This window comes from Radiobacillus sp. PE A8.2 (assembly GCF_045635475.1).
GTDB lineage: Bacteria > Bacillota > Bacilli > Bacillales > Amphibacillaceae > JBJGXI01.
The window spans coordinates 293,332-305,743 of the sequence record NZ_JBJGXI010000001.1; the positions used below are offsets into that span (position 1 = coordinate 293,332).

Here is a 12,412-nt window from a genome sequence, read left to right on the forward strand (position 1 = left end):
CTGAGAGGAAGGTGAAGGAGAATGACCAGTTTAATAGAAAAGCTGTATCGTCTCAGTGAATGGATTATGAAGTTAGCATATGTAAACTTTCTTTGGATCTTTTTTACTATCGTTGGTTTAGGTGTATTTGGTTTTTTTCCAGGAACTGTGGCGATGTTTACGATTATTCGTAAGTGGCTGATGAAGGATGTGGATGCGCCAATATTTAAAACATTTTGGCATGCCTATCGAAAGGATTTCTTACGCGCAAACATTCTAGGGTTCAGTATGATCGTAATTGGATATTTATTATATGTTGATTATCGTTTCTTCCAATCAACGGGCAGTCTGTTGCAACCAATTTCTTTTATTTTTATTATTCTACTCTTTCTTTATTTTGTCGTGTTTTTATACATCTTCCCAGTATTCGTGCACTACGAGTATAAATTATTTGAGTATATCAAGTATTCTCTAGTTATTGCTCTTGGCAAACCATTTCAAACCTTTGTGATGGTGATGAGTAGCTTCATCTTGCTGTTTGTTTTTCAATTTCTTCCAGGGTTAATTCCCTTTTTTGCTGGAAGTTTAATGAGTATTGTTTTAATGTGGATTGCTGCAAACGCATTTCCAAAAGAAGAGTAGTAAAAAAGCTATTTGAACGTGGAAAGGATGTCTTGTTATGAATGTGTTATATATCCATACCCATGATACAGGGAGATATATTCAACCTTATGGCTATAACATGCCAACACCTAATCTAATGGAACTAGCTAAAGAAGGAACACTCTTTAGACATGCATATAGTGCCGCCCCAACTTGTTCACCAAGTCGATCAGCGATGCTGACGGGAATGGCACCACATAGTTGTGGGATGATCGGACTTGCCCATCGTGGCTTCCAGTTAAACGACTATAGTCAACACTTGGTTCAGTATTTAAATCAGAATGGGTTTGAAAGCGTTTTATGCGGAGTACAACATGAGGCCCGAAATCCAAAAACGATTGGGTACCATCACATCTTAAAAGATATTGATTCGAATGAGAAGAACAGGCGTGTAGATTCTGTAACCGAAGATATAACGAATGCACAGCTTGTGGCAGATTATATAAAAAGTGAAAAGGATAAACAGTTTTTTCTATCCTTGGGGTTACAAAATACACATCGGATTTTTCCAGAGATTAGTGATGAGGTCGACCCTAATTACGTCATGCCTCCTTTCCCATTTTATGATAACGAACAAAATCGCAAAGATATGGCTGGTTATATGACCTCGGTTAGTGTAGTAGACCAATGTGTCGGAATGGTCATGCAGGCACTAAAAGAGTCTGGGCATGAAGCGGACACGTTAGTCATTTTTACAACCGATCATGGAATTGCTTTTGCTAACATGAAATGTAATCTTTATGATACCGGTATCGGTGTATCCTTAATTTTAAAGTATCCTGGTAATAAACGAAAAGGTGAAGCGCTAGATACCCTAGTCTCTCAAATCGACCTCTATCCAACTATTTGTGACTTACTTGACCTTGAACAACCAGCATGGCTACAGGGGTATTCGTTGCAGGCGTTGTTGAATAGAGAAACGGATAGGGTACGAAATGAAATCTTTAGTGAGGTTACTTATCACGCGGCATATGAGCCAATGCGCTGCGTTAGAACAGAAAGGTATAAGCTCATAAAATTTTTCGACAATCATGATCGTTATGTGCCTGCAAATATGGATGACTCTTTGAGTAAAGATTTTTTATTGGAACACCAATACCTCCAGCAAAGCAGGGAAAAAGAAATGCTGTTCGATCACTATCTGGATCCTGTAGAGCGAGTAAATCTTGTGGAGAATCAAAGTTATAAAAAAGTCTATGCAGATTTATCAAGCCGATTGAATAATTGGATGGAAGAAACAGCTGATCCACTATTATCCGAGGGCAAAGTGCCAAAGCCAATCGGAGCTAAGGCAAATAAACTAAGCTGTATAAGTCCCACTGAGAAGAATTTTGAATAAAGTTGTTTTGTAACTATAAGGATAAATAAACTAGTGCGAATACATGATAAGAAGGCAATCACGTATAAATAAGTAACGGATTTTGGTTAAAGAGATGACAGCAAAAAACATCTAACTCTTTTAGTATAGAGTTGAGGTAGTACATTCGAAGGGGCGGTTTGGATAAATGCAGGAAGTAAGAGTTGGAATTATTGGTATCGGAAATATGGGGATTTCTCATTTAAAGTATTTGCAGGAAAATAAAATTAAAGGCGCTCGATTAACAGCTGTATTGGATATAAGTGAGGAACGAGTAGAACGGGTAAAAGCCAATTTGGCTGACGGGATGAGCATCTTTACTACTGAAGCAGATTTCTTTCAATCTAATTTGGTGGATGCGGTACTTATTGCTACGCCGCATTATGACCACTCTAGGATAGCTATAAAGGCATTTGAACATGGCTTACATGTTTTAATTGAAAAGCCAGCTGGTGTGTACACGAAGCAAGTCCGTGAAATGAATAAAGCTGCTACAGCTAGTGATAAAGTATTTTCCATTATGTATAACCAACGTACTAACCCACTTTATCAAAAGCTACGAGAGCTTATACAGTCAGGTGAGTTAGGTGAGATCCGTCGAATCAATTGGCTTATTACTAATTGGTATCGCTCCCAAAGTTATTATGATTCTGGTGGCTGGCGTGCTACTTGGGCAGGAGAAGGTGGTGGCGTGCTTATAAATCAATGTCCTCACCAGCTTGATCTATGGCAATGGATGACTGGTATGATGCCAACTCGTATGCGTGCTTTTTGTTATTTTGGTAAGCACAGGAACATAGAGGTAGAAGACGATGTTACGGCATTTGCAGAATATGAGAATGGAGCTACTGGCGTATTTATAACAACAACAGGAGAAGCGCCAGGAACCAATCGTCTAGAAATTGCCGGTGACCGCGGAAAAGTAGTGGTTGAGAATGGGAAATTGGATTTTTGGCAGTTACGCATACCAGAACCTGAATTTAACCGTGAATATAAGGGAGGCTTTGGTTCCCCAGAATGCTGGAAAGTAGATATCCCAATTAAAGGGGAGGAAACAGGTCATCGCGGAATTACCCAAAATTTTATTGATGCTATATTAAAAGGAACAGAACTTTTAACTCCAGGTGAAGAAGGCATTAAAGGATTAACACTCTCTAATGCGATGCAATTGTCAACTTGGATGGATGACTGGGTAGACTTTCCTTTTGAAGAAGATTTATATTATACCCACTTAGAAGAAAGAATCGCTTCCTCGAGAAAGAAAGAAGTTAAGCATGTTACGTTTAATGTAGAGGGAACACATTAGACTTGTATTGAGTCAATAGCATGCATAATTATCTTTCAAAGTTATTTGCAGTCACATATTGCTGGTGGCCTGATGAATCTACCTCGAAAGTGGATGTGAATAGCTAAAAATCAATATTATGAAACTTACTAAACTAGAAAGGAATATCTAATATGAGTTCTAAAGATGGTATGAACTATGTTCCTAAAGGTAAAGTTAACAAAGTCGTCAATAAAGGCGAATTTGTTTTTGCTGCAATGGCACTAGATCATGGACATATTAACGGCATGTGTAATGGATTATTGGAAGCTGGTGCAGAGCTGAAGTGGGTGTATGACCCGGATCCAAAAAAAGTAGAAGCATTTAAAAAGCGGTTTCCGAGGGCTCAAATAGCTTCCTCTGAGCAGGAAGTCTTAACGGACTCAGATGTTTGTTTGGTCGCAGGTGCGGCAATTCCTTCTAAGCGCTGTGAGCTGGGAATAAAAGTCATGGACAATGGCAAAGACTATTTCACGGACAAAGCACCTTTTACTACGCTTGAGCAATTAGAACTTGCAAAGCAGAAGGTGCGGGAAACTGGTAAAAAATATATGGTTTATTATAGTGAGCGACTGCACGTGGAAAGTGCTGTTTTTGCAGGTCAGTTAATTGATGAAGGTGCAATAGGGCGTGTTTTGCAAGTGACTGGTTTTGGACCACATCGATTATCAGCAAACAAGCGACCGGATTGGTTTTTTGAAAAAGAATATTACGGAGGAATTTTGTGTGATATAGGTAGCCATCAAATTGAACAATTCTTGTATTATACCAATTCAAAGGACGCAACTGTTCAATCAAGTAAAGTTGCCAATTATAATAATAAAAACTATCCTGAGCTTGAAGATTATGGTGATGCAACGTTAATTGGAGATAACGGGGCTACACAATTTTTTAGAGTAGATTGGTTTACCCCTGATGGCCTAAGTACTTGGGGAGATGGAAGAACTTTTATTCTAGGGACGGAAGGGTATATAGAAATAAGAAAATATACAGATATTGCAAGAGATAGTAGCAAGGATCACCTTTACTTAGTTAATCAACAAGGTGAACAACATTTTCACCTAAATGGAGAGGTAGGTTTTCCTTTTTTTGGTGAGCTGGTGTTAGATTGTATTCATCGCACAGAAAATGCGATGACACAAAAGCATGCATTTAAAGCAGCAGAGCTTTGTTTAATTGCCCAGGAACAGGCTTTGAGGGTAGAGTAGATAATCGAAGTCGAACTAATTAGAGAAAAACATTGCTAAGTAACTTATTTCTAATCCCTTTATGTACTAGTGTGTAGTTTCTAAATACATCATCTAACGTAACAACCTCTAATTTACTAGTATTTTATTCAAATACTAGTTGTCAGGAAAGAGGAACCTATCCCTATGGATAAGTTCCTCTTTCCTGACAACTATATGTGTGTTTTAAGAAGCATGGAATACCAGAAACAAGTATCTTACTTCTAGATCAATTCCTTGATAATAGTGTTTTAGAATTTATCAACAGTATAGCCTATTCCAGCCATTCCTACTGCACTGTTTGGAATAGGCAAACACCGTGGCCCCAGCCACCGCCATAAACTACAAAGCCATCATTATTTTTCCCTTTGGCAAATGGAATATTAGGGAGTACGATCCTGATTGAATAAATATTAGGCTAAAGGCGATTGATTATAAGAAGACCGAGTGGGATAAAATTAAGCACGAAAATTACAGAGTGATTGAGGATAAGATAGGAAAAAAATTCGGCTGTAAAAATATACCGCTAAAGATTTTGAAAGGTGTGTACATATGAAGTATTTCGAAGCAGCAGTAATGAAGATGCTTACAGCTGGAGAACTAAGTCTTGAAGATCAGATTAAGTTTAACATCTTGAATTTCATAAGGACGATCCATCTTAACAATCAAAACTTCATAGAATCACAATTCGAATCAGAGTTCTTCGAAGAACTGCCCATGACTTTTCAGAAAAATGAAGGCCAAGTTATGGGACTGATCACAGCTACTATTGATGGTGAAGTTCGAAAGTATGTATTTAACGACCTAGGAAATGAGCCCTTAGAGTATTTATTGGGACCGGTTCGAGGATAAACTACAGGTACCCAGCTCAGGTTGGGTACCTATAATTAAGGCATACAGGCTGTCAATTCCCGAAGTTTTTAATGATTTGTCGATTAGATATTGTAGAAAGTAGAAGCTCGTAAGCAAAAATGGCAAACAAGGCTGAAGATTTTCGTTGGAGTAACTAACGGTATTACCTGTCCACAATAGGTTTAACTGAAGTAAATACAAGCATCATGATGGAATGTTATACTGTGAGCATGTGGAAGATGCGTAAGGAATGAGATGAAATTTGGCGTGGAAACCTCGGTGTACTCGCAGCTCAATCCCGCTATTTTGGTCTTTTGTTATTACACCGCCACATATATTTGCCATTAGACACACACCTATATAGTTGAAACGCTTAAGGTAGGCTAACTATTTAAATGAGGTTCTTCCTATGGAAAATTGATGGCACTAACAACGCTTGCAACTGTATCGATTTTGGTTGTCATTCTAATCGGACAAAAACAATTAATTAAAGGTATTACACAAACTGGAATTAAATAACAGCGGGGGGATTCAACATGGCTAATCTAAATAAAGAATATCCGAGGCCACAGTTTGAGCGTGAAAAGTGGTTGAATTTAAATGGTAGTTGGGATTTTGCTTTTGATGATGAAAAACGAGGCTTAAAAGAAAAATGGTATCAATCTTTTCCAGCACAAAAGAAGATTAATGTGCCATTTGCCTACCAAGCTGATATGAGTGGAATTGGAGATCCGACGTTCCATGATCTCGTATGGTATCGAAGAACTTTTTTCGTACCTGCTGATTGGAAGGGAAAAGATATTCTATTGAATTTTGGTGCAGTAGATTATCGTGCATGGGTGTATGTCAACGGGGAACAAGTTACCTTTCACGAAGGTGGTAATACCCCATTTACTACAAACATAACTCATTTCTTAATAAATGGCGAAAATGAATTGGTTGTCCGTGTGGAGGATCCATCTGAAGATGTGACAATCCCTCGTGGCAAGCAATATTGGCATGAAAAGTCAGCGTCCATTTTCTATACAAGAACTACAGGGATTTGGCAAACAGTTTGGCTAGAACCAGTGGAACAAAAACGAATTGATTTTATTCGCTGGACCCCTCAGATTGATCGCGGTGATATCGATTTAGAAACAGAGATATTGGGTGAAATAAAAGAGGGATTGGCACTGAAAGTATCTATTTCGTTTAACGGTATGGAAATCGTGTCAGATACGACTGCAGTATATGAATCCTATGTGAAAAGAAGCTTTAATTTACGTAATCGTTTTACTGATCGCAGTAATATCCATGGTCCTGGTTGGTATTGGACTCCTGAAAATCCTAACCTATTTGATGTAGAACTTGAATTGATAGATTCGAATCATGTCATGGACAAAGTGAAAACTTATTTTGGTATGCGCAAAGTTTCCATCGAAGACGGAAAGTTTAAGTTAAATAATCGTACGTATTATCAAAAGTTAGTGCTTGATCAAGGCTATTTCCCAGGGGCTTTGTTAACCGCACCATCGGACGAAGACCATAAGCGTGATATCGAATTAGCTAAAGAAATGGGATTTAACGGTGCAAGAAAACACCAAAAAGTAGAAGATCCTAGATATCTGTATTGGGCTGATAAATTAGGTTTTCTCGTTTGGGGTGAAATGGCTAACTGTTCGGAATATAGTGAAGGTGCTGTTCAACGAATAACTACCGAATGGATGGAAGCAGTTAAACGAGATTACAGCCATCCTAGCATTGTTGCCTGGGTTCCGCTTAACGAAAGTTGGGGTATTTCAAGAGTGGCGCATGAAAAGCAACAACAAGATCATTCGCTTGGTATGTATTATTTAACTAAATCTTTGGATACGACTCGTCCAGTATTCTCGAATGAAGGATGGGAGCACACTGTTTCTGACATATGTGGTATCCATAATTATACCTCCGCCGAGGCTATGAAAAAAGCGTATGAGTCGGTAGAATCTGCGGTTTCAACTACACCAGCTGACAGACCGATTTATGCGAACGGCTTTGCATATCATGGAGAACCAATTATTATCACTGAATATGGTGGAATAGCGTTTGATAAAGATCATGAAGATCAAGAAGATGGTTGGGGTTATTCTTCGGTTAATTCTAGTGAAGGTTTAATAGAAAGATATAAAGCACAAACAGAAGCATTGTTGCAATCGGATGTTGTTCAAGGCTTCTGCTATACGCAATTAACTGATGTGGAGCAAGAAATCAATGGACTTCTAACCTATGATAGAAAACCAAAATGTGATCTTAGCGAAATCAAGAAGGTAAATGAGAGTAAAAGATAAAATGGAAAAAGGAGAGAGTCCTTCAGGATACTCTCCTTTTCGTGTTTGATGCTGTGGGTGGTTGACTGTTACTATCTGGTTTCTTTTATAATGTGTCGAATTCATCACTGTTTGATACAAGGGGGAGTATGCTGGAATTGAATTGCTAGGAGTTTTTAATCTGTTGGAATGCGATATTATTATATCAGCTATTCTGGCTATGCCTAATGAAATAACAGAGGATAACATATATCCTACATAGTACGTGATTCAATTTGTTGAGTTTTATTAAAAGAAGTCATTAGTCATGGTGGATGCATCCTACTCAATTAGTGAAGAAAGGTTGGCGTTTGTCCAGAATCCCGTTATATTTAATTTAACCACCATATAGTAAAAGTGGTGATTAATTAGTCGCGTCCTTTTTGTATGCGTTTTCATTATGCCGGACAATCACGTATGTCTCATGAACGATTCAGGTTAACAACTATAAAAAAACATTAGACGACAATATTATGTCCCGGGCAATAATTGGCGACATTTGTATGTGTTTGTAGAAATATAAACAATTAACCAATATGAACATAAATTAATTCATAATTCAGGATAACAGACCTGTGCTGTGCAGTTGCACTTAATTCGCTCTCAGAAAGAACATTTTGAATATGTTAAATATGAAAGATTTCTCTAAACAGACAATTTTACGTATTCAATTAATTAACCTGTTCCTCGCTACCCATAGACTATAATCTAGTATATAGAAAGTAAGCTTATTTGAGGTAAACTGTTGAGTTTATTTTACCGTTTACACTAGGAAAAAGGGATATGGTATCCGGATGCTAGATTTTATAACGAGTCGGAGGTTTCGCGTATTTCATTGTTTCATGATCATTCGGACAGATTGGGAAATCTTTATCTGTTGGAAGAGGCGATGACATATAAATCGTTTATTCTTCATACTTATTGCCTCATGACGAACCACGTACATCTCCAGATCGAAACGCTCCACACACCAAAAGATGACATCTTTATGAACATTGAATCAGAAGTTAACTTTTGTTACTCATTTACGATGAACTTTGAAAAAATTACTTGCGCGTTGAACGTAAATATCTAGAATTAAATGGGGATAGAGATAATAGAATGCAAGCGGAGAGAATTTATGTTAGGGCGTCAAGTCGATGTCGTGATATCTGATATTTCTCCGCTTTCAATATGTATTGCTAAATAGCGATTTTCACGAACACATATGAAAAAAGGACATAAAATGAAAACAGCACGATTGAATTGAAGAACAGTTATACTAAAAACTTTTATAAGGGAGGATTTTCTATGTTAATCAAACCACATGGCGGCGTACTCGTAAACAGAGAGGTAAAAGGAAAAGAAAGAGAGACAGCTGTTAGCCAAGCAGAATCATTAAAATCACTACAACTATCCGCATGGGCAATTTCTGATTTAGAGCTTATCGGGATTGGTGGTTTTAGCCCACTTACTGGATTTATGAGTCAAGCGGATTATGAAGGTGTTGTACATAACACGCGTTTGGCGGATGGTACGGTTTGGAGTATTCCGATTACACTGGCGGTTACGATAGAACAAGCAAATCAGTACCAGGTTGGTGAAACGATTGCGCTTCAAGGCGAAGATGGTGTTGTTTACGGTACGCTACAAGTCGAAGAAAAATACAATTATGATAAAAAACTTGAAGCAGAAAAAGTATACGGAACAACCGACGAAGCACATGCTGGTGTTCAAAAGTTATACGAACGTGGCGATGTATATCTAGCTGGCCCGATCACGCTATTAAACCGTCCAGATCATAGTGATTTCGCCGATTTCTACATGGATCCTGCTGAGACACGTCAGATGTTTGCAGATCTTGGTTGGAAAACAATTGTAGGTTTCCAAACTAGAAATCCAGTCCATCGTGCCCATGAATACATTCAAAAATGCGCGCTTGAGGCTGTTGATGGTTTGTTGTTAAACCCATTGGTAGGTGAAACGAAATCAGATGATATCTCTGCAGAAGTTCGTATGGAAAGCTATCAAGTAATTCTGAAACACTACTATCCGGCTGACCGCACAAGACTAGTCATCTACCCGGCTGCGATGCGCTATGCTGGACCAAAAGAAGCGATCCTACATGCAATCGTACGTAAAAACTATGGCTGTACCCACTTTATTGTTGGTCGAGATCACGCTGGTGTTGGTGATTATTATGGCACGTACGAGGCACAAGAATTTGTCACTCAATTTGAAGATGAGTTAGGCATTCAATTCTTCAAATTTGAACATGCTTTCTTTTGTACGGAATGTGGCAACATGGGATCGGCAAAAACATGCCCGCACGATAAACAATTCCATGTGCATTTAAGTGGTACAAAGGTTCGTGAAATGCTACGTAATGGACAAAAGCCGCCGAAAGAATTTTCTCGTCCAGAAGTTGCAGAAGTGTTAATCAGAGGCATGCAAGACTAATTACTAGGAATGGATGATGTTCCGTTGACATGGGAAATGGCGTTTGTCTCACTGATGGATATTGATATGTTAGTCGGGCTACTCTTAGAAGTAGCTCGACCTGATATGATTATCTTTGCCGTATTAATTATCTTTTTAATAACGGGAATCTTAACGGCAGAAGAAGCGGTGCAAGGCTTTTCAAACCAAGGGATGTTGACGATTGCTTTGTTGTTTATCGTAGCTGGGGCGGTGCAAAACAGTGGCTTAATTGATCAATTGAGGGATACCCATTACGATCCCGTGAATATATATCTGAACTATTCGTAAAAGACTCTTTTCCTTTTATCAACCACACCTTCGGCAATTTATATCACCCCAATCGGATATCAAACGAACCAGATTGTCTATGGACCTGGTGGGTATAAATTTAAAGATTATATTAAAGTAGGAACACCACTAAATATCATCGTGATGGTGATGACAGTTACGATTACCTATCTATGGTGGTACTGAGACGAGGAGGTAAAAATGATGACAAAATCAACCAATATCCAATGGCATGACTCTAAGGTAACAAAGGCTGAACGCCAACAAATGAAAGGTCATAAAAGTGCCGTATTATGGTTCACAGGTTTATCCGGCTCAGGCAAATCAACCATATCAGCAGAATTAGAAAAACAATTGCACAACATGGGCATTCACACGTACCGTTTGGATGGAGATAATGTCCGACACGGCTTGAACAATAATTTAGGATTTAGTGCAAAGGACCGCACAGAGAATATCCGCCGTGTGGGAGAAGTATCAAAGCTAATGGTCGACGCCGGTGTGGTTACACTTAGTGCGTTTATTTCTCCGTATTCAAAAGACCGTTATAACGTGCGTCAGATGTTAGAAGCAGGTGAATTCGTAGAAGTCTATGTCAAGTGTAGCCTAGAAGCAGCCGAAGAACGTGATCCAAAAGGCTTGTACAAAAAAGCACGTGCAGGTGAGATTAAAGGCTTTACTGGTATTGACGATCCTTACGAAGAGCCGGTCAACCCTGAAGTAACCGTGAAAACTGATAAGGAGACAGTCGAAGAATCCGTAGCAGTGATTGTTGAGTATTTGAAGGTGGAAGGGTATATTTTGTGAAAGCACCCTTCAAGACGAAGAATGAAACACTGCCTTTGGTGAGAAAAGTATTTTCTGTGGAAACCGTATAGCCCCCTTAGATTGCTAATCAAAGGGGGGGGCTTGCATTTAATTGATCTTTGAATCTATCATTGTTGTTACAGATCTTATACATAGTGTCGGTCGCGGAGCGTGAACAGTCGAATCGATTTGCACGTGTAGGGAGAGCATTTACAATTGTCATACTTAGTTCTAGGATATTACGATAAAGATATAGGCTCTTCAACATATGCTTCATCTATAGAATAAATAATTGGTCTTTTCCCATCAGTCTTCACAACACCGTATTGCTTAAATCTCCATTTTTATCAATTGTTTTGACTTACCAGCAATGGTAGATAGATCCGATACCGTAAGCCCGGCCAAGAAATATTTTAATAGCACTATTATTGATATTTAGGTATTCTCCTTGATAGATGATTTACTTTAACACTATGATTCAAATGTTGTATATAGTTAACACAAATTACATTTGTCGTATTATTTTCTGTATCTAAGAATAATCTTGTTATGCCACAATTAGCCATATGAAAATAAAGCCTTGATTCTTCAGGAATATGCAACAACTGCTTTAACAGTTCTGTACCTGATTTTCCATGCGTCACTACTAAGAGCGTTTTTATTTTTCGTTTGGAAGCAACCTGAATGATCTGTTCTGATATCACTTTCGTGCGATTATATAATTCCACTTTACTTTCTTGCTTATAATGCCTAGCCCATCCATCAACATCAACTTCTATTGGTAGTTCAATCCTAGGAAAATCAGCGATGATACAAGAGCGACTTAAGCCTACTTCTTCCCATCCATAACCATGTTCCGATAGATTAATTAAAGCTTTAATAGGTGTATTTCGATTGTCCGCAATGATATTTGCCGTTTCCAACGCTCTATGCATAGGACTACACCAAAATTCATCTATTTTTTCATCTTTTAACTCCGCTGCTGCTAAAATAGCCTGTTCTCTTCCGTTAGTAGACAGCTTACTATCCCACGAAGTAGAAGCATTGATGTTGTGAAGAGATTCACCGTGACGAACTAAAATAAGTTCCAATTTGATTACCTCCAAATAATGGTTGCTGTTCATTTTAACAT

General features: G+C 38.4%; 11 protein-coding genes. 10 read left to right on the forward strand and 1 reads right to left on the reverse strand.

Going from position 1 to position 12,412, the window contains the following annotated elements; translation table 11 throughout:
• Positions 1-21 precede the first annotated feature (21 nt).
• The 10 genes from ACI6MV_RS01165 (at position 22) to cysC (ending at position 11,280) form a co-directional block, all read left to right on the forward strand.
• Positions 22-621 (forward strand): YesL family protein, encoded by a 600-nt coding sequence (locus ACI6MV_RS01165; protein WP_407267950.1) that lies wholly within the window; start codon positions 22-24, stop codon positions 619-621.
• A gap of 37 nt (positions 622-658) precedes the next feature.
• Positions 659-1,981: a sulfatase family protein gene (locus ACI6MV_RS01170; RefSeq protein ID WP_407267951.1), complete on the forward strand. Its 1,323-nt coding sequence runs from the start codon at positions 659-661 to the stop codon at positions 1,979-1,981.
• Positions 1,982-2,147: 166 nt separating this feature from the next.
• Positions 2,148-3,305, forward strand: a complete 1,158-nt coding sequence (locus tag ACI6MV_RS01175) for a Gfo/Idh/MocA family protein (RefSeq protein WP_407267952.1) — start codon at positions 2,148-2,150, stop codon at positions 3,303-3,305.
• Positions 3,306-3,457: 152 nt separating this feature from the next.
• Positions 3,458-4,531 carry a Gfo/Idh/MocA family protein gene (locus tag ACI6MV_RS01180; protein WP_407267953.1) on the forward strand — a complete coding sequence of 358 codons (1,074 nt, stop codon included), beginning with the start codon at positions 3,458-3,460 and terminating at the stop codon, positions 4,529-4,531.
• 570 nt (positions 4,532-5,101) lie between these two features.
• On the forward strand, positions 5,102-5,401 hold the full coding sequence (locus ACI6MV_RS01185) for a hypothetical protein (protein WP_407267954.1): 300 nt from the start codon (positions 5,102-5,104) through the stop codon (positions 5,399-5,401).
• Positions 5,402-5,937: 536 nt separating this feature from the next.
• Entirely contained in the window at positions 5,938-7,707 is a 1,770-nt protein-coding gene (locus tag ACI6MV_RS01190) for a glycoside hydrolase family 2 protein (RefSeq protein ID WP_407267955.1), read from the forward strand.
• A 1,308-nt stretch (positions 7,708-9,015) separates the two neighbouring features.
• Entirely contained in the window at positions 9,016-10,164 is a 1,149-nt protein-coding gene (sat, locus tag ACI6MV_RS01195; protein ID WP_407267956.1) for a sulfate adenylyltransferase, read from the forward strand.
• A 9-nt stretch (positions 10,165-10,173) separates the two neighbouring features.
• Positions 10,174-10,473 carry an SLC13 family permease gene (locus tag ACI6MV_RS01200; protein WP_407267957.1) on the forward strand — a complete coding sequence of 100 codons (300 nt, stop codon included), beginning with the start codon at positions 10,174-10,176 and terminating at the stop codon, positions 10,471-10,473.
• 36 nt (positions 10,474-10,509) lie between these two features.
• Positions 10,510-10,659 carry an anion permease gene (locus tag ACI6MV_RS01205; protein ID WP_407267977.1) on the forward strand — a complete coding sequence of 50 codons (150 nt, stop codon included), beginning with the start codon at positions 10,510-10,512 and terminating at the stop codon, positions 10,657-10,659.
• An 18-nt stretch (positions 10,660-10,677) separates the two neighbouring features.
• Positions 10,678-11,280, forward strand: a complete 603-nt coding sequence (cysC, locus tag ACI6MV_RS01210; RefSeq protein ID WP_407267958.1) for an adenylyl-sulfate kinase — start codon at positions 10,678-10,680, stop codon at positions 11,278-11,280.
• 425 nt (positions 11,281-11,705) lie between these two features.
• Here the strand turns inward: cysC and ACI6MV_RS01215 are convergent, their stop codons facing one another.
• Positions 11,706-12,371: a histidine phosphatase family protein gene (locus ACI6MV_RS01215; protein ID WP_407267959.1), complete on the reverse strand. Its 666-nt coding sequence runs from the start codon at positions 12,369-12,371 to the stop codon at positions 11,706-11,708.
• Between the last annotated feature and the right edge of the window lie 41 nt (positions 12,372-12,412).

Bases quoted from the DNA above. Each gene is read 5' to 3' on its own strand.
- ACI6MV_RS01180 (WP_407267953.1), top strand. From the start codon at position 3,458: ATGAGTTCTAAAGATGGTATGAACTATGTTCCTAAAGGTAAAGTTAAC.
- ACI6MV_RS01185 (WP_407267954.1), top strand. From the start codon at position 5,102: ATGAAGTATTTCGAAGCAGCAGTAATGAAGATGCTTACAGCTGGAGAA.
- ACI6MV_RS01170 (WP_407267951.1), top strand. From the start codon at position 659: ATGAATGTGTTATATATCCATACCCATGATACAGGGAGATATATTCAA.
- ACI6MV_RS01200 (WP_407267957.1), top strand. From the start codon at position 10,174: ATGGATGATGTTCCGTTGACATGGGAAATGGCGTTTGTCTCACTGATG.
- ACI6MV_RS01175 (WP_407267952.1), top strand. From the start codon at position 2,148: ATGCAGGAAGTAAGAGTTGGAATTATTGGTATCGGAAATATGGGGATT.
- ACI6MV_RS01190 (WP_407267955.1), top strand. From the start codon at position 5,938: ATGGCTAATCTAAATAAAGAATATCCGAGGCCACAGTTTGAGCGTGAA.
- sat (WP_407267956.1), top strand. From the start codon at position 9,016: ATGTTAATCAAACCACATGGCGGCGTACTCGTAAACAGAGAGGTAAAA.
- ACI6MV_RS01165 (WP_407267950.1), top strand. From the start codon at position 22: ATGACCAGTTTAATAGAAAAGCTGTATCGTCTCAGTGAATGGATTATG.
- cysC (WP_407267958.1), top strand. From the start codon at position 10,678: ATGACAAAATCAACCAATATCCAATGGCATGACTCTAAGGTAACAAAG.